The sequence below is a fragment of the Mesorhizobium sp. B2-1-3A genome (genome assembly GCF_006442655.1).
Lineage (GTDB): Bacteria > Pseudomonadota > Alphaproteobacteria > Rhizobiales > Rhizobiaceae > Mesorhizobium.
The window spans coordinates 334,860-351,288 of sequence record NZ_VFWK01000007.1 but is presented as its reverse complement, the minus strand read 5'-3'; the positions used below and the strand labels follow the sequence as shown (position 1 = coordinate 351,288).

Below are 16,429 nucleotides of genomic sequence, written 5' to 3'. Positions count from 1 at the left end.
GCTTCCTGCCCTCTGCGGACCGATATCTCAGCCTTTGCCAATTTTTGCCGCCTTGCCCTTATCGAACCACCACAGCGCCTCGACCGGAAAGCCGAAATCGGGCTTTTGCTCGGGAAAGCCGAACATGTCCCAATAGGCGCTTCGGTGATTCGCCAGGAACCAACTAGGAATCCAATCGCACCGCGCGCGCAAGACCCGGTCGAGCGCTCGCATCGCGACCGTCAGGCTTTCACGGTCTTTTGCCGCGCCCACCGTGCCGATCAGCGCATCGATCGCGGGGTCTGAGGTGCCCGGCAGATTGCGCGAACCGGAGAGGTTGGCCGTCCTGGAATGGAAGAAGCCTTCGAGATCGTCGCGCGTCGGTGTCGCGCTGAACGAGAAAGCGGCTGACAGCAGATCGAAATCGAAGGTCGCCTGCCTGGCCTGGTATTGGGCAGAATCCACCAGCCGGATCGTGGCATCGATGCCGATCGCCTTCATGTTGGCGACCCAGGGCGAATAGACCTGCACGAAAGTGTCGTCGTCGACCATGAATTCGGCCGAAAGCCGGCCGCCCTTGCCGTTGACGACGAAATCACCCGATCGTTTCCAGCCGGCTGCGGCCAGAAGCTTTGCCGCCTGACCAAGCAGCTTGCGGTCGCGACCGGAACCGTCGGATGCCGGCTGGGCCACGGCCTGGCCGAAGACCTCAGCCGGCACCTGGCTTCGCAGCGGCTCCAGCAGCGCCAGCTCTTGTGTTGATGGCACACCTTCAGCGCGAAAATCCGACTTCTCGAAGCAGGATTGCGAGCGCTCGTAGGAGCCGTAGAAGAAGTTGCGCCGCGTCCATTCGAAATCGAAGCAGAGCGCGATCGCCTGGCGCACGCGAGCGTCGCGAAACTGTTCGCGCCGCTGGTTGACGGCCGTTCCCTGCATGGTCGGCCGCTTCTCGGCCGGGAATTCGTGCTTGACCACCTTGCCGGCTGTCAGCGCGGGGAAGTCGTAGGCGGTCGCCCAGACGCGCGAGGTGAATTCCTCGCGGTAGGTGATTTCGCCCTTCTTGAAGGCTTCGAAGCCGGCGGTGCGGTTCTGGTAGAATTCGATGCGGATACGGTCGAAATTGTTCTGGCCGCGATTGACCGGCAGATCACGGCCCCAATAGTCCGCAACCCGATCATATTCGATCCATGCGCCGGCCGAGAACCGGCCGACCTTGTAGGCACCGGAGCCGAGCGGCGGGTTCAACTGCGAAGAGTCGAACGGGTTGGCCGTATAGAAGGCCTTCGACAGGATGGGGAATTCCACAACGTTGAGCACGGTGCGGGCCGATTGCTTGCCGGAGAAGGTGAGCCGCAGCGTGCGGTCGTCGACAGCAACGGCATCGACCATATGCGTCAGCGACAACGACAGGTCGGGATGGCCCTTGTCCTTGTAAAGCTTGAAGGTGAAGGCGGCGTCCTGAGCGGTCAGCGGCGTACCGTCGTGGAAGCGCGCCTTGGGGCGAAGCGAGAAGGTGAAGGAGTTGCGGTCTTCCGACAGTGTCACGCCGTCGGCGATCTGGCCGTAGACGGCGTCGGGCTCGTCGAGTGCGCGCACCATCAGCCCGTCCAAGCACATCTCCATGCGCGGCGGCGCATCGCCCTTGTCGGCGAAGGAATTCATCGTGTTGAAGGTTTGTGTGTCCTGGTTGTAGCCCCAGTTCGGCGGCGAGAAATTGAAAACTCCGCCGGCTTGTGCGTCGACATTCACATAGTCGAAATGGGTGAAATCCGGTCCGTATTTGAGGTCGCCAAAGGCGGACAATCCATGCAGCTTGGTGCCGGTCGCAATGTCGGCGAAAGCTTTTGCGGGCAACAGGGCGGCGGCGGCCGCCGCCGCGCCAAGCGCGAGAAAATCACGGCGGGGCAGGGCGGTCATCGATTGCCGCTCCATCAATTGCCGCCTTTGTACTTGGCGGCCAGCGCCTTTTCCTTGTCGACGTCGATCCACCAGGAATCGATATCGACACCGACATAGGCAGGCTGCTTGTCGGGGAATTTGAACTTGTCCCAATAGGCCAGCCAGACCGCCGACCTGTGATACTGCGGCACGACGTAGAAGTTCCAAAGCAGCACGCGGTCGAGCGCATGGGTTGCGGCAACGAGATCATCGCGATCCGTGGCAAAGATGATGCGGTCGACCAGCGCATCGACGGTCGGATCCTTGATGCCCATCAGATTGCGCGAACCAGGTGCGTCGGCGGCCTTCGAACTCCAGAAATCGCGCTGCTCGTTGCCGGGCGAATCCGACTGGCCGAACAGGCCCGTGACAACGTCGAAATCGAAGTTGTTGACGCGGTTGATGTACTGCGTCTGGTCGATGATGCGCAACGAGGCGTCGACGCCGATCTTGCGCAGATTGGCAATGTAGGGGCTGGCGATTACCTGGTCGGTGTCGTTCCAGCCGAGGATCTCGAATTTGAACGGCGCGCCTGTCTTGGCGTTGACCATCTTGCCGCCCTTTATGACCCATCCGGCCTTGGCGAAGAGATCGACAGCCTGCTTCAGGTACTTTCGCTCCGCTTGCGGCGAATCGTAGACGGGCAGCTTGAATTCCTGGGTGAAGAGTTCGGGCGGCAGCTTGTCACGGTATTTTTCCAGGATTTCCAGTTCCTTGCCCTGCGGCAACCCGCTGGATGCCAGCTCGGTGCCCTGGAAATAGCTCGACGTGCGGGTGTTGAAGCCGAAGAACAAGGTGCGGTTCATGCTCTCGAAATCGAACGGTATGGTCAGTGCCTCGCGGACCAGCCGGTCCTGGAACAGCGGCCTGCGCTGGTTGAGGACAAAGCCCTGCATCGGTTGTGGCGACTGGGTCTGGAAGTCCTTCTTGATGACGTCGCCGGCCTGGAGGGCCGGGAAATTATAGGCCGTCGCCCATTTGCGGGAGCTGTATTCGCGGTTGATGTCTTCCAGTCCGCCCTTGGTGAAGGCCAGCCAGGCGGCATTGTCGTCGAGGATGTAGGTGTATCGGCGCGTGTCGAAATTCTCGCGGCCGATCTTCACCGGCAGCTTGGCCGCCCAATAGTCCGGCACGCGCTGCCAGACGATTTCGGAGCCCGGCTTGAAGCTGGCGATCTTGTATGCGGCCGAGCCCAGCGGCGGTTCCAGCGTTCCCTTGGTTATGTCGCGCTTCTTGCCATTGGCGTCGGTACCTTCCCACCAATGCTTCGGCAGAACGACGAGGTCGCCAATGATCTTCGGCAGTTCACGATTGCCCTTCTGGTTGAAATGGAACTCGACCTCGCGATCGGAGATCGCCACCGCGTCGGTGACATTCTCGAAATACCGGTTGTATTGCGGGCTGTTGGCCTTCAGCACCTGGAACGACCAGATCACGTCGTCGACCGTGATCGGCTGGCCGTCATGCCACTTCGCGCGCGGGTCAAGCCGGTACGTGGCCGAGGAATAGTCGTCGGGATATTTATAGGCATCGGCGATCAGCGGGTGGCTGGTGCTGCCCTCGTCCGTCGCCTGCTCCATCAGCGTGTCGTAGAGCAGGCCGCCGCCGAAGCCGGCCAAACCCGCCGCCGGCGATCCCTGGACGATATAGGGGTTGAAGCTGTCATAGGTGCCGAGCAGCACCGAATTCAGCGTACCGCCTTTCGGCGCGTTCGGGTTGACGTAGTCGTAATGCTGGAAGTTGTCGCCGTATTTGGATTGGCCGATCAGCGATGAGGTGGTCCGCCACTCGTCGGCCAGGGTTGTCTGCAACCCCGCCGCCAGCAGGGCCGCCGCCAGCAGCGACTTGAGAAGCGTTCGGCCAACCGTCATGCACTATCCTCTTCGCGATGCGTGCCAGATCATCCGGACGCGATCCTAGATGATTTGGCGCTGGTGAAAACCGCAATGCGCCGGCTTTGTCGCCGCACCCTGGATTTTCCCAATAAAAAAGCCGGGCTGAACCCGGCTTTTTCAAGGTCGTGGAGATTACAAATTGTTCACTGGGCGGGTGCTGGCGCTGGAGCTGGAGCGGCAGGCTTGGCCGGTGCGGCGCCTTCAGCCGGCTTCGCCGGGGCGGCTGCATCGGCCGGCTTGGCGGGCGCGCTGGCGTCCGCGGCGGCACCAGGTGCCGGCAGCGGCTTGGGATTGTCCGACAGCGTGCGCAGATACGCGATGACGTTGGCGCGGTCCTCGTCCTTGGGCAGGCCGGCGAAGCCCATGGCGGTGCCCTTCACGAATTTCTTCGGCGAGGTGATGAAGTGGTTGATGTTGTCGTAGGTCCACTTCTCGGTACCGCCCTTGGAGAATTCCTTCATGCCGGCCGAATAGGCGAAGCCTTCATGTTCGGCGACGGGGCGGTCGATAAGATCCCACAGATCGGGGCCCACCTTGTTGGGGCCGCCCTTTTCGCCGGAATGGCAGGCCTGGCACTTCTTGAAGACGGCAGCGCCCGCCTCGGCATTGGCGGTCTGCAGCAGGTCGGCGATCGGCTTGGCCGCGGCAGCCGGCGCGGCCGGGCCGCCTTCGGCGGGCTCAGCCGCCTCGATGGCGAAGCCGGGCTTTTCCGGGGCCGGCGAGGCAAACAGTGCGTCCGACACCAGCCCGACCGAGAAAACGACGAAAACGGTTCCGAGCAATCCGGCGAGCAGTTTATTGACTTCGTTGGAATCCATACGCCCCTTGCTCCCTTTTCCGGCGGACCGAACCGTCCACTCCGTCCGTCGGTATCGAGACCTGCCCTCCAGAGCCGGTCAAATCGGGCGGAAACTAGGTCTTTTGCTCCGGCGTTGCAACACCTATAAGGGCGCTGCCAGTGAGACCTTTTGCCACTTTTCCCCTCCTCTTTTCGAACGCCTTGCCACAGCGATGTCCACCTTGATCCTGATACCGGCCCGCATGGCCTCCACCCGCCTGCCGGGCAAACCTCTGGCCGACATCGCCGGCGTGCCGATGATCGTCCATGTCGCCCGCCGTGCGGCCGAAGCCGGCCTCGGCCGGGTGGTGGTGGCGACCGACACGCAAAGCGTGGCCGAAGCGGTGCGCGCGCATGGGTTCGAGGCGGTGATGACGCGCATCGACCACGAGTCCGGCTCCGACCGCATCCATGAGGCGCTGGTCGCGCTCGATCCTGGACATGAGGTCCAAACGATCGTCAATGTGCAGGGCGACCTGCCGACCATCGATCCCGGCATCATCGCCGCCTCGCTCAGGCCATTCGAGGACGCGGCGGTGGATATCGCCACACTCGGTGTCGAGATCGTCCGCGAGGAGGAAAAGACCAATTCCAATGTCGTCAAGATCGTGGGCTCGCCGCTGTCCGCCGCCAGGCTGAGGGCGCTCTATTTCACCCGCGCCACGGCACCTTGGGGCGAGGGGCCGCTCTATCACCATGTCGGCCTCTACGCCTATCGCCGCGCGGCACTCGAGCGCTTCGTCGCGCTGAAGCCGTCGCCGCTGGAACGCCGCGAGCGGCTGGAGCAGCTGCGGGCGCTGGAAGCCGGCATGCGCATCGATGCCGAGATCGTCCGGTCGCTGCCGCTAGGCGTCGACACGCCGGAAGACCTTGAGCGCGCCCGAACCATCCTTTCAAACTGAGAAATTCCTTCGCCATGCCTGAAAAAACCAACAGAATATCCTTCCAGGGCGAGCCGGGTGCCAATTCCGATACCGCCTGCCGCAACGTCTATCCCTCGATGGAGCCGTTGCCGTGCCCGACTTTCGAGGATGCGTTCAACGCGGTCGAGACCGGCAAGGCCGATCTCGCCATGATCCCGATCGAGAACACCATCGCCGGACGCGTCGCCGACATCCACCATCTCTTGCCGGAATCGAGGATGCACATCGTCGGCGAGTATTTCCTGCCGATCCATTTCCAGCTGATGGTGCTGCCCGGCGTCAAGCGGGAAGAAATCAAGACGGTTCACAGCCACATCCATGCGCTTGGCCAGTGCCGCAAATACATCCGCAAGAACGGCTGGAAGGCGGTCGTCGCGGGCGATACGGCGGGCGCCGCCAAGATGATCTCCGAGGTCAAGGACCGCACAATGGCCGCCCTGTCGCCGGCGCTGGCGGCGACGCTCTATGGGCTCGACATCATCGAGGAGAACGTCGAGGACACCGATTCCAACGTCACGCGCTTCGTCGTCCTGACCAAGAGCAAGCAATGGGCCGAACGGCCGACGGCCGACACCAAGATGATGACGACCTTCATCTTCCGCGTCCGTAACGTGCCGGCCGCGCTCTACAAGGCGATGGGCGGCTTCGCCACCAACGGCATCAACATGACCAAGCTGGAGAGCTACCAGCTCGGCGCTTTCACGGCGACGCTGTTCTACGCCGACATCGAGGGCCATCCCGACGATCCGCTGGTCAAGCTGGCGCTGGACGAGCTTCGCTTCTTCTCCCGCGAGGTGCGCATCCTGGGCGTCTATCCGGCCAGCCAGTCGCGCGAGCAATGGAAGGTGGCGGATTAGCCAGCCATTGCGCCGTCAACTGACCGGCATTTCAATGCGCGACAGCACGTTCGAGATTGGCGGAGGCGTTCATGACGATGTCATGAAGGGCCGCGCCAATCTCAGACGTTGGTGCCGATCATCTCAGCCAAAGCCCAGCGGCACATAGTCGATCTCGAGAAATTTCTCGACCTCCGGCACCCAGCGGTCGCGCACGAAGGCGACATGGTCGGGATGGTCGTTGTATCTGGTGTAGGCGGCCTGGTCGGCGAACTCCATCGAGAAGCCGAACTGATAGTCGTTCTTGGGGCTGATCTGCCGCAATTGCTCGAAATGCGTGACGCCCCGGATCGCGGTGAGGATTTTCTTGGCATCGACGAGGAAGCGCTTTTCCTCCAGCGAATGCGGCGCGTGCTTCAGCGTGAAGACGACGGTGTGGCGGATCATTTGTCTCTCCTGCAATGAATTTCAATATCGCCTATTCGCTGTCGACCCAGGCGCGGATAAGGTGATGCGCGATCGCCCCTTTCGGCGGCGTGACCAGATTATCGGCATGCTCCCTGGTCAGCATCAGGCGCACTTCGTCGCGGCCAAACCAGCGGCAGTCCTCCAGTTCGTTGAGGTCGGCCTGGATGTCGTCATTGAGCGGCTCGCCGAAGCAGCCGATCATCAGTGAGTAAGGGAACGGCCAGGGCTGGCTGGCGTGGTAGACGACGCGGCCGAGCCGGATGCCGGCTTCCTCCAGCGTCTCGCGGCGTACCGCTGCCTCGATCGTCTCGCCCGGCTCGATGAAGCCGGCGAGCGCCGAATACATGCCCGGCGCGAAGTGCCGGCCGCGCCCAAGCAAGCATTTCTCGCGCGTTGCCGTCAGCATGATCGCCACTGGGTCGGTGCGCGGAAAATGCTCGGTGCCGCAATTCGGGCAATGGCGCTTGTAGCCACCGGCCCGCATTTCCGACTGCGTGCCGCATTTGCTGCAGAAACGGTGGCTGGCGTGCCAGGCGAGCAAAGCGGCCCCTTGCGCCATCGCGCCGGCGGCCGCTTCGTCGATCAGCCCTTGCATGTAGACCGACCTGTAGTCGATCGCCTTGACGGTCTCGGGCAGCTGTTCGGGGTCAACGCCCGCCACCACCGCAAGCACCGGTCCTTGGTCGGAAAAGCCGAGCAGGACGCTTTGGTCGAAGGAAGGTTTGAAAGACTGGCTCTCGGAGACGCCGAACCAGGGATCGAGGCCGCTGCCATTCCCCAATTTCAGATAGAGCCGGCCGCCATTCATCAACAGCAGCCGCGTCGTTGGATCGGCCAGCGCCTTGTCGACCGAATCGTCGGCGCGGTTCTCGGATTGCCGGTCGATGGTGTTGCCGGCAAAGCCGACAAACTGGCTCGGCTCGCGCAGCGGCGCGTCAAACAGGCTGAAGCTCATGCGGACTCTGGTTCTTTGGGATGGACATGTTTTGGAATGAACACAGGGGAGCTTATAGCGCCGCCCTTATCGTTTCGGCAAACCGGCGCAGGTCGGAGCGCTCATAGGGCTCGCGCAGGCCGTGCCCCCACACCGGGCCCGGCCAGCCGGGATCGCCTTCGGACCGGGCGATGATATGGATATGCAATTGGCGCACGATGTTGCCGAGCGCGCCGGTGTTGATCTTGGTGCAACCGCTCACTTTCTTGAGCGCCTGCGCCACCATGTTGGTCTCGAAGGTCAGCATGGCCTGGTCGAGCGGCGTCATGTCGTGGATTTCCTCCGCGCCCGGCCGCTGCGGTACCAAAAGCAGCCATGGCCAGCGGCGATCGTTCATTACCCGCAATTCGCACAGCCCAAGCCACATCAACTGCTCGCTGTCCGCCTCCAGCCGGGCATCCAGCGTGAATCCGGCCTTCAGGCCAGGCAGCATCGGCGTTTCCCTTGCTTTTCTTGGTTTCCTCGAACCCATGACGCTAGAGCGGCGGCAAGAGGGCTGCAAGCGAATCATTGTTCCTCTGACGGTTTGGTGCGCCAAATCGCGTGTGCACTTGCATTTCATCGCGCAATTGCCGATATGGACAGCGGGAGGTTGGTGGTGGACGATCCACTCGCCAACCGGGTCAGGTCCGGAAGGAAGCAGCCCTAACGAGCCCGGAACGGGTCATTGTTCCAGCCTCCCACCTCATCGGCCCTCCTCGCGACATTGACGACGCATTGCAGCGCGGGCGAGACTATGCGCAGGAATCGGCGCCTTTGGGCGCGGCCTTTTGGAGCTTAACGGGCGAATGAGCGAAGCCGGAAATTCGGGGCCAAAAAGCCTGGAGCCAAAAGGCCCGGAGAATGGAAAGGCCGCTGCCTATCGCGTGCTGGCGCGCAAATACCGTCCGTCGAATTTTTCCGAGCTGGTCGGCCAGGAGCCGATGGTGCGCACCCTCACCAACGCCTTTGCCACCGGCCGGATTGCCCAAGCCTGGATGCTGACCGGCGTGCGCGGCGTCGGCAAGACCACCACGGCGCGCATCCTGGCGCGGGCACTGAACTACAAGACATCAACCGTGGACCAGCCTTCGGTCGACCTTGCCGTCCTCGGCGAGCATTGCCAGGCGATCATGGAAGGCCGCCATGTCGACGTCATCGAGATGGACGCCGCCTCGCATACCGGCATCGACGACATCAGGGACATCATCGAGCGTGTGCGCTATGCGCCGGTCTCGGCCCGTTACAAGGTCTACATCATCGACGAAGTGCACATGCTGTCGACGCAGGCCTTCAACGGCCTGCTGAAAACGCTGGAAGAGCCGCCGCCGCACGTTAAATTCATCTTCGCCACCACCGAAATCCGCAAGGTTCCGATCACCGTCCTGTCGCGCTGCCAGCGTTTTGACCTGAGGCGCATCGATGCCGGATCGCTGGTCGCGCATCTCTCTTCGATCGCCGCCAAGGAAGGCATTTCGGTCGACGACGACGCGCTGGCGATGATCGCGCGCGCCGCGGAAGGCTCGGCTCGCGATTCGCTCTCCATCCTCGACCAGGCGATCGCCCATGGCGCCGGCTCCGTCAGCGCCGAGGCCGTCCGGGGCATGCTGGGCCTGGCCGACCGCGCCCGCATCGTCGACCTGTTCGAACATGTGATGAAGGGCGATGTGGCGGCGGCGCTCGCCGAATTCCGCGCTCAATACGACACCGGCGCCGATCCGGCCGCCGTACTGACCGATCTTGCCGAATTCAACCACCTTGTCACCCGGCTGCGTTTCGTACCGACCGCCATGGATGATGCTTCGCTGTCGCAGGACGAGCGCCAGCGCGGGGCCGATTTTGCCAGGACGCTGTCCGTCAAGGTGCTGTCGCGAACCTGGCAGATGCTGCTCAAGGGCATTCCCGAGGTGCAATCCTCGAACCGGCCGGTGAGCGCCGCCGAAATGGTGTTGATCCGGCTGGCGCATGCCGCCGACCTGCCGACGCTCGACGAGGCGCTGAGATCGCTCGAGGGCGCGGGACCGGTTCAAAATGGCGCATCGCGTCCAAACGGGGCGCCCGCTGGCCCTGGCAATGGCGGTGGTGCCAGCGCGGTTGCGCAAACGCGCATGCCATCCGGACAGGGTGGCGCGCAGACCATGCGGCTGGTCGAGGCCACACCCGCGCCGGTGGCTTTCGTTGCCCCTCCCCAGCCGGCGCCGGAGACGCCGCCGGTACCCCTGAAATCGCTGGCCGACATCGTTGCCCTCGCCGACGCACAACGCGACATCGCCTTCAAGGTGCTGGTCAAGCGCTGCATTCGTCCCGTGCGCATCGAACCCGGCCGCATCGACGTCAGCCTGACCGAAGATGCGCCCAAGCTGCTGCTCAACGATCTGACAACGAAACTGCGCGCCTGGACCGGCCGCAACTGGCTTGTCTCGCTATCCAAGGAAGAGGGCGGCCAGACTCTGGCTGAAATGGAATCGACGAAGCGCGAAAACGCCTTCCTCGATGCCAAGAGCGATCCGGCCGTGGCCGCCATACTGGCGCGTTTTCCCGGTGCCAAGATCATCGACGTGCGCATTCCCGATGCGCCGGAGGCAGACGAGACCGAGGCGGAAGTGCCGGTCGAGCCGCCGGCGGATGACGACGAGACCTGATAAACCAAGACAAGGATCGGACCATGAAAGATCTTCTCGGCCTCATGGGCAAGGCGAAGGAAATGCAGGCCAAGTTTCAGGCCATGCAGGATGAGATCGCCACGGTCGAATCCGTCGGCCAGGCCGGCGGCGGCCTGGTCAGCGTCACGCTGAGCGGAAAGTTCGACATGAAGTCGCTGAAGATCGACCCGTCTCTGTTCAAGGAGGACGATGTCGAGATCCTCGAGGACCTGATTCTTGCCGCCCACAATGACGCCAAGGCCAAGGTCGAGCAGATCATGCAGGAAAAGACCAAGGCGCTGACCGCTGGCCTACCGATCCCGCCGGGAATGAAACTGCCATTCTGATGCATGATGCCCAAAACCGTGCAGCGGTTTTGGGGCAACGGGATGCACGAAAGTTGAGCCCAGCGGCGATGCGCCCATGACCGAAGAGCCGTCCGAAAGACTGATCGAGCAGCGTATCCGCAACAGGATCTATGAGATCCTGGAAATCCTCGCGGATTGCGATGACGGCGTCGATATCGTCGGCATCAAGGGCTATTTCCACTTGTTCGAGGATTTCGTGCATCGCCCGTCGATCGAGGCCGGCACCTCGGCGCTTTCGAAAGAGGAGCGCGCGATCGTGCTGGAAATCGCCGAATTCCTCGAAGCCGCTTCCGAAACGAATCCCGATTTCACCAAGGCCGAATTCATCGATAGCGACTGGCCGGGAAAGATCGCGCCGACGGCCAGGGACGCGCGGGCGTTGTTCCTCAGGCGCGGCCTGTTTTCGGAGAAAGTCGAGGAGCTTGAGCCTGGTCGGCCGACCGCGATTGCGGCGGGGCGGTAGCGATTCCCCGGAAAAGCGTGCCGCGGTTTTCCCTCGACAATTGCGGCGAAACGAAGGGATAGCGGTCATCGCTTTTGTGAAATGATGGCTCGATCTATCTGGAAAGCCTCGAAATTGTGCCTTTTCGGCAACAGTACGTTGTTAATAACGTTTTGGCCATCATTTTGCCCGAAAGTGTCTCATTCTTGCCGCAGCCTGGGGGCGGGCATCGAAGTGAGAGGGTAACCTGTTGATCGTCACGCGATGGAAGACGCCGCTGTTGCTCGGCGTCATTACGTCTCCCCTGTTTTTGGCTGCGTGCAGCCAGACAACCTCGCACGGCATGTCCGTCGCCGGCCTCACCGATGCCATCACGCCGAGTTTCCTGACCTCGCGCGCCTCCAGCCACTCGCCAAAGGACAGGGAGTGCCTGGAAAGGGCGATGTTCTTCGAATCCAACCGCTCGAGCCGTGACGGCATGATCGCCGTCGGCACCGTGGTGATGAACCGGTTGCGTTCCGGCAACCACGGCAGCACCATCTGTGACGTGGTGGGTGAACCTGGGCAGTTCGCGCCGGGCGTCATGACGAGGCCGATGAATTCGCGCGCCATGCCCGATGTCGAGGAAGCGGCCAACGCCGTGCTCAAGGGCGAGCGCAAGGCCAAGCTCAAGAACACCATGTATTTCCACACGGCGGGTCTGCGCTTCCCCTACAAGAACATGCATTACACCATGGTCGCCGGCGGCAATGCCTTCTATGAGAAGCGCGGCCGTAACTGGCAGCCGCTGCCCGATGAGCCGACCGTGGCGATTGCCTCGGCTGGGTCCGAAATCGTGAAGCCGGCCGCGCCGGTGACGATGGTTGCCTCGGCCGAGCCGGCGCGCCCGGCCAAAGCGTCCCGCGTCGCTCCGGCGCAGCAGGTCTATATGACCGCCGCAGCGGAACCGGCCCGGCAGCCCAAAACCAGGACCGCCCCGGCTCAAGAGACCTATGTGACCGCGGCCGCGGTGGCCACGGCGAAGTCGGCGCGCGTGACCACGAAGCAGACGATGGTCGCCATGCAGGAGCCGATGGAAGAACCGGATGCCGCCCGTTTCGGCGGAACCTTGAACACGAGGGTCATCTCCTCGGTTCAAGGTGAGCCGCAAGAGGCGGCGATGGGATTCCAATCGACGCCGGAGAACACCGACGCCATCGGTGCGATGATCGCCAGCCAGAGTCGACCGCTCGAGGTCAACTGATTCGCATCGCCCCGGCTTCGCGTGGCAGCATGGCAGACCATGCGCTGACACGGGATGTTCCAAAGCGCTCTGAAAAATCCTAGATCAGAGCGATGTCCAAGCGAATCGCCGGTCCCGAGATCGAACGTCTGATCCAGCTCCTGGCCAAGGTCCCGGGGCTTGGTCCCCGTTCGGCCAGGCGTGCGGCACTGCATCTGATCAAGAAGAAGGAGCAGCTTTTGTCGCCGCTCGCCGCCGCCATGGGCGAGGCTGCCGACAAGGTTCGCATCTGCTCCACCTGCGGCAATGTCGATACGTCGGATCCTTGCATGATCTGCACCGATCCGCGCCGCGATGCCGCCACCCTCATCGTCGTAGAGGACGTCTCGGATCTCTGGGCGCTCGAACGCGCGGCGGCAATGAACGTACGCTACCATGTGCTCGGCGGCACGCTGTCGCCGCTCGACGGCGTCGGCCCTGATCAGCTCAACATCCGCTCGCTGATCGACCGCGTTGCCGGCGGCGAGGTCAAGGAAATCATCCTCGCCGTCAACGCAACGGTCGAGGGCCAGACCACCGCGCATTACCTCACCGACCAATTGTCCGGCTTCGACCTCAAGGTGACAAGGCTGGCGCATGGCGTGCCGGTCGGCGGTGAACTCGACTATCTCGACGAGGGCACGCTCGCCGCTGCGCTGCGCTCGCGGACGGCGTTTTGACGCAATTGGCGGGGATGTTTGCTGAAATGACTGCATTCCTTCGTACGATCACCTTCGCCCTTGTCGCTATGCTCCTCGGTGTCTTCCTCGTCACCCCGGTCTCGGCCGCCAAGATCGACGACCAGTTCCGCGCGTGGCTGCAGAACGATCTCTGGCCCGAAGCCAAGGCCAAAGGCATTTCCAAGAAGACCTTCGATGCCGCCTTCGATGGCATAAACCCCAATTTGAAGCTGCCCGACCTTGTCATGCCCGGCGAGAAGCCGAAGACGCCGCAGAAGCAGCATCAGGCCGAGTTCGGCTCGCCCGGTGCCTATTTTGCCGAAAAGACGGTTCGCGCCGTGACGTCGGGCGGACGCACGCGCGAGGCGGCCAACGCCAAGACCCTTGCCGCGATCGAAAAACGCTACGGCGTGCCCGGCGAGATCGTTCTGGCGATCTGGGGCCGCGAGACCGGTTTCGGCGCGGCGAAGATGCCCTACGACGCCTTCGAGGTGCTGGGCACCAAGGCGTTCATGTCGACCAAGAAGGATTTCTTCCGCACCGAATTGCTGGCCGCACTGGAAATCGTCGAGCGTGGGCTGGCCCCGGTCGGCTCGATGAAATCGTCCTGGGCCGGTGCGCTCGGCCAGCCGCAATTCATGCCGACCTCCTTTCTCAAGCATGCCGTGGATTTCGATGGCGACGGCCGCGTCGACATCTGGAACTCGACGCCCGACGTGCTCGCCTCGATCGCCAACTATCTTGTCCATTATGGCTGGGTGAGGGGACGTGGCTGGGGGTTCGAGGTGACCGTGCCCGAGAGCGTCTCCTGCTCGCTGGAAGGTCCCGATCAGGGCAAGAAGATATCTGAGTGGGCTGGTATGGGCATCAAGCGCGTCGGCGGCAAGCCGTTTCCGGCGAGCGAGCTTAAGGCGGAGGGCTTCCTGCTGATGCCGGCTGGCCGCAGCGGACCGGCTTTCATCGCCACGCCCAATTTCTACGTGCTGAAGGAATACAACACCAGCGACCTCTACGCGCTGTTCATCGGCCATGGTGCCGACCGCATCGCGCATGGCGATCAGAATTTTTCCGGCAGCTGGGGTCCCGTTGGCGATCTCCACCGTTCCGATATTGCCGCCCTGCAGCGGTCGCTGGAGGCCAAGGGCTATGATGTCGGCAGCGCCGATGGCCTGCCCGGCTTCAAGACCCGCCGCTCGATCGGCAAGTGGCAGGCCAAGAACGGCCAGGCCGCAACCTGCTTTCCCGATGCGGCCCTGGTCGCCGCACTGAAATAGCGCCGAAATTAGCAGATTATTCTCGATCGGCGGCCTCGATTGGCCGGCCTATGCGTCGACGCGCCACCCGCCATCCTGCTTCAATGAGCCGTCGTATAAATGCTCGTTGCCGGCCACGGAGCCGCCGGATATGGTGTTGACCAAATGGACAAAAACCACGACGGTAAGTGGACAAGGGGCCATCATAGGCCTTGAAAAGAAGACCTCAATCCTGAGCCGGGAACTCAGGTTAACAACAAAAAAGGGAACAATCACCATGATGATGGAAAAGCTTGCTCTACGATCCCGCATCTTGCTCGCGGGCGCGGCCATGTCGGCACTGCTTCTGGCCGGAGCGCCGGCTGGCGCGGTCACGCCCGCCGACACGCTGGTCGAAGGTTTTGCGATCGACGACATCATCTCCATGGATCCGGGCGAGGCGTTCGAACTGTCGACCGCCGAAGTCACCGGCAACACCTACGACCTGCTGGTCCGCCTCGACCTCAGCGACACCTCCAAGGTCAAGCCCGATCTCGCTGAAAGCTGGACCGTCTCCGATGATGGTCTGACCTACACGTTCAAGCTCAAGCCGGGCCTCAAATTCGCCTCGGGCAATCCGATCACCGCGGCTGACGTCGCCTATTCCTTCGAGCGCGCCGTCAAGCTGGACAAGAGCCCGGCCTTCATCATCGACCAGTTCGGCATCAGCGGCGACAACGTCACCGAAAAGGCCAAGGCAATCGACGACACCACCTTCCAGTTCACCGTCGACAAGGCCTATGCGCCGAGCTTCGTGCTGAACTGTCTCTCGGCCACCGTCGCTTCGGTGGTCGACGCCAAGCTGGTCAAGGAGCATGTCGCGGCAGTGACGCCGAGCGCCGACTACAAATGGGACAATGATTTCGGCAATGCCTGGCTGAAGACCGGATATGCCGGCTCCGGCGCCTACAAGCTGCGTGAATGGCGCGCCAACGAAGCCGTCGTCATGGAGCGCAACGACAATTATCATGGCGAGAAGGCCAAGCTTGCCCGCGTCATCTATCGCAACATGAAGGAAAGCTCGGCCCAGCGCCTGGCGCTGGAAGCCGGCGACATCGACGTCGCCCGCAACCTCGAGCCGAACGATCTCGACGCCATCGCCAAGAACGCCGACCTCACCTCGACCAGCGCGCCGAAGGGCACGGTTTATTACATCAGCCTGAACCAGAAGAATCCGAACCTGGCCAAGCCCGAAGTGCGCCAGGCCTTCAAATATCTGGTCGATTATGATGCGCTGAGCTCGACCATCCTCAAGGGGATCGGCGAGATCCACCAGACCTTCCTGCCTAAGGGCGTGCTTGGCGAACTGGACGAGAACCCGTTCAAGCTCGACGTCGCCAAGGCCAAGGAGTTGCTGGCCAAGGCAGGCCTGCCCGACGGCTTCAGCGTAACCATGGACGTGCGCACCGGTCAGCCGACGACCGGCATGGCGGAATCGATCCAGCAGACGCTCGGACAAGCCGGCATCAAGCTGGAGATCATCCCGGGCGACGGCAAGCAGACGCTGACCAAGTATCGCGCTCGCAATCACGACATCTATATCGGCCAATGGGGCCAGGACTATTTCGATCCGAACTCTAACGCCCAGACCTTTGCCTCGAATCCGGACAATTCGGATGCAGGCAAATCCAAGACGCTCGCATGGCGCAATGCCTGGGACATTCCGGACCTGACCAAGCAGACGGAAGCAGCGCTGCTGGAAAAGGATTCGGGCAAGCGCGCCGACATGTACAAGGACCTCGAGAAGAAGATCCTCGACACCAGCCCGTTCGTCGTCATCCATCAACAGCTGGAAGTCGCCGGTGTGCGCAAGAACCTCAAGGGCTTCGCGCTTGGCCCGAGCTTCGACACCAATTTCGTCGGGCCGGTCTCGAAAGAATAGCGCCCGCGGACG

General features: G+C 62.5%; 16 protein-coding genes and 1 other RNA gene. 10 read left to right on the top strand and 7 right to left on the bottom strand.

The annotated features are described in order from the left end of the window. Positions 1–27: 27 nt before the first annotated feature. The 3 genes from FJ977_RS28820 to FJ977_RS28810 form a co-directional block, all read right to left on the bottom strand. The gene (locus FJ977_RS28820; protein ID WP_140775554.1) at positions 28–1,896 is read right to left on the bottom strand and encodes an extracellular solute-binding protein; all 1,869 of its coding nucleotides are present in this window, start codon (positions 1,894–1,896) and stop codon (positions 28–30) included. A 14-nt stretch (positions 1,897–1,910) separates the two neighbouring features. Further along, positions 1,911–3,788 (bottom strand): extracellular solute-binding protein, encoded by a 1,878-nt coding sequence (locus tag FJ977_RS28815; RefSeq protein WP_140775553.1) that lies wholly within the window; start codon positions 3,786–3,788, stop codon positions 1,911–1,913. A 167-nt stretch (positions 3,789–3,955) separates the two neighbouring features. After that, a complete protein-coding gene (locus tag FJ977_RS28810; RefSeq protein ID WP_140775551.1) occupies positions 3,956–4,630 on the bottom strand; it encodes a cytochrome c family protein in 675 nt (224 codons plus the stop codon). Positions 4,631–4,823: 193 nt separating this feature from the next. Between FJ977_RS28810 and FJ977_RS28805 the strand changes: the two genes are divergently transcribed. Together FJ977_RS28805 and FJ977_RS28800 are read left to right on the top strand one after the other, a co-directional pair. Continuing rightward, positions 4,824–5,552: a 3-deoxy-manno-octulosonate cytidylyltransferase gene (locus tag FJ977_RS28805; protein ID WP_140775550.1), complete on the top strand. Its 729-nt coding sequence runs from the start codon at positions 4,824–4,826 to the stop codon at positions 5,550–5,552. Between the two features lie 14 nt (positions 5,553–5,566). Continuing rightward, the gene (locus FJ977_RS28800; RefSeq protein ID WP_056569822.1) at positions 5,567–6,430 is read left to right on the top strand and encodes a prephenate dehydratase; all 864 of its coding nucleotides are present in this window, start codon (positions 5,567–5,569) and stop codon (positions 6,428–6,430) included. Between the two features lie 123 nt (positions 6,431–6,553). On the opposite strand, the gene FJ977_RS28795 is transcribed toward FJ977_RS28800, so the two are convergent. From FJ977_RS28795 to FJ977_RS28785, 3 genes are read right to left on the bottom strand one after another with little or no spacing between them, the layout of a single operon-like run. Further along, positions 6,554–6,856, bottom strand: a complete 303-nt coding sequence (locus tag FJ977_RS28795) for a Dabb family protein (RefSeq protein ID WP_140775549.1) — start codon at positions 6,854–6,856, stop codon at positions 6,554–6,556. Between the two features lie 31 nt (positions 6,857–6,887). Continuing rightward, positions 6,888–7,832 carry an NAD(+) diphosphatase gene (gene nudC, locus FJ977_RS28790; RefSeq protein ID WP_140775548.1) on the bottom strand — a complete coding sequence of 315 codons (945 nt, stop codon included), beginning with the start codon at positions 7,830–7,832 and terminating at the stop codon, positions 6,888–6,890. Between the two features lie 52 nt (positions 7,833–7,884). Continuing rightward, the gene (locus tag FJ977_RS28785; protein ID WP_140775547.1) at positions 7,885–8,304 is read right to left on the bottom strand and encodes an HIT family protein; all 420 of its coding nucleotides are present in this window, start codon (positions 8,302–8,304) and stop codon (positions 7,885–7,887) included. Positions 8,305–8,458: 154 nt separating this feature from the next. Between FJ977_RS28785 and ffs the strand changes: the two genes are divergently transcribed. From ffs to FJ977_RS28750, 7 genes are all read left to right on the top strand, one after another. Further along, positions 8,459–8,555: signal recognition particle sRNA small type (gene ffs / locus FJ977_RS28780), an RNA gene on the top strand. A 104-nt stretch (positions 8,556–8,659) separates the two neighbouring features. Next, positions 8,660–10,492, top strand: coding sequence for a DNA polymerase III subunit gamma/tau (locus tag FJ977_RS28775; RefSeq protein ID WP_140775545.1), 1,833 nt, complete (start codon positions 8,660–8,662; stop codon positions 10,490–10,492). 23 nt (positions 10,493–10,515) lie between these two features. Continuing rightward, positions 10,516–10,839, top strand: coding sequence for a YbaB/EbfC family nucleoid-associated protein (locus tag FJ977_RS28770; protein ID WP_140775543.1), 324 nt, complete (start codon positions 10,516–10,518; stop codon positions 10,837–10,839). Between the two features lie 76 nt (positions 10,840–10,915). Further along, entirely contained in the window at positions 10,916–11,323 is a 408-nt protein-coding gene (locus tag FJ977_RS28765; RefSeq protein ID WP_140775541.1) for a hypothetical protein, read from the top strand. Positions 11,324–11,552: 229 nt separating this feature from the next. Further along, complete coding sequence (locus tag FJ977_RS28760; protein WP_140775539.1) at positions 11,553–12,545, top strand: cell wall hydrolase; 993 nt, start codon at positions 11,553–11,555, stop codon at positions 12,543–12,545. A 92-nt stretch (positions 12,546–12,637) separates the two neighbouring features. After that, positions 12,638–13,243, top strand: coding sequence for a recombination mediator RecR (gene recR, locus FJ977_RS28755; RefSeq protein ID WP_140775537.1), 606 nt, complete (start codon positions 12,638–12,640; stop codon positions 13,241–13,243). 26 nt (positions 13,244–13,269) lie between these two features. Next, a complete protein-coding gene (locus tag FJ977_RS28750; RefSeq protein ID WP_140775535.1) occupies positions 13,270–14,517 on the top strand; it encodes a lytic murein transglycosylase in 1,248 nt (415 codons plus the stop codon). A 48-nt stretch (positions 14,518–14,565) separates the two neighbouring features. Here the strand turns inward: FJ977_RS28750 and FJ977_RS35995 are convergent, their stop codons facing one another. Then, entirely contained in the window at positions 14,566–14,829 is a 264-nt protein-coding gene (locus tag FJ977_RS35995; RefSeq protein ID WP_181180106.1) for a hypothetical protein, read from the bottom strand. Between FJ977_RS35995 and FJ977_RS28745 the strand changes: the two genes are divergently transcribed. Further along, entirely contained in the window at positions 14,774–16,417 is a 1,644-nt protein-coding gene (locus FJ977_RS28745; RefSeq protein WP_140775533.1) for an ABC transporter substrate-binding protein, read from the top strand. The genes FJ977_RS35995 and FJ977_RS28745 overlap by 56 nt on opposite strands. Positions 16,418–16,429: the final 12 nt, after the last annotated feature.

Bases quoted from the DNA above. Each gene is read 5' to 3' on its own strand.
- FJ977_RS28820 (WP_140775554.1), bottom strand. From the start codon at position 1,896: ATGACCGCCCTGCCCCGCCGTGATTTTCTCGCGCTTGGCGCGGCGGCG.
- FJ977_RS28815 (WP_140775553.1), bottom strand. From the start codon at position 3,788: ATGACGGTTGGCCGAACGCTTCTCAAGTCGCTGCTGGCGGCGGCCCTG.
- FJ977_RS28810 (WP_140775551.1), bottom strand. From the start codon at position 4,630: ATGGATTCCAACGAAGTCAATAAACTGCTCGCCGGATTGCTCGGAACC.
- FJ977_RS28805 (WP_140775550.1), top strand. From the start codon at position 4,824: ATGTCCACCTTGATCCTGATACCGGCCCGCATGGCCTCCACCCGCCTG.
- FJ977_RS28800 (WP_056569822.1), top strand. From the start codon at position 5,567: ATGCCTGAAAAAACCAACAGAATATCCTTCCAGGGCGAGCCGGGTGCC.
- FJ977_RS28795 (WP_140775549.1), bottom strand. From the start codon at position 6,856: ATGATCCGCCACACCGTCGTCTTCACGCTGAAGCACGCGCCGCATTCG.
- nudC (WP_140775548.1), bottom strand. From the start codon at position 7,832: ATGAGCTTCAGCCTGTTTGACGCGCCGCTGCGCGAGCCGAGCCAGTTT.
- FJ977_RS28785 (WP_140775547.1), bottom strand. From the start codon at position 8,304: ATGCTGCCTGGCCTGAAGGCCGGATTCACGCTGGATGCCCGGCTGGAG.
- FJ977_RS28775 (WP_140775545.1), top strand. From the start codon at position 8,660: ATGAGCGAAGCCGGAAATTCGGGGCCAAAAAGCCTGGAGCCAAAAGGC.
- FJ977_RS28770 (WP_140775543.1), top strand. From the start codon at position 10,516: ATGAAAGATCTTCTCGGCCTCATGGGCAAGGCGAAGGAAATGCAGGCC.
- FJ977_RS28765 (WP_140775541.1), top strand. From the start codon at position 10,916: ATGACCGAAGAGCCGTCCGAAAGACTGATCGAGCAGCGTATCCGCAAC.
- recR (WP_140775537.1), top strand. From the start codon at position 12,638: ATGTCCAAGCGAATCGCCGGTCCCGAGATCGAACGTCTGATCCAGCTC.
- FJ977_RS28750 (WP_140775535.1), top strand. From the start codon at position 13,270: ATGACTGCATTCCTTCGTACGATCACCTTCGCCCTTGTCGCTATGCTC.
- FJ977_RS28745 (WP_140775533.1), top strand. From the start codon at position 14,774: ATGATGATGGAAAAGCTTGCTCTACGATCCCGCATCTTGCTCGCGGGC.
- FJ977_RS35995 (WP_181180106.1), bottom strand. From the start codon at position 14,829: ATGGCCGCGCCCGCGAGCAAGATGCGGGATCGTAGAGCAAGCTTTTCC.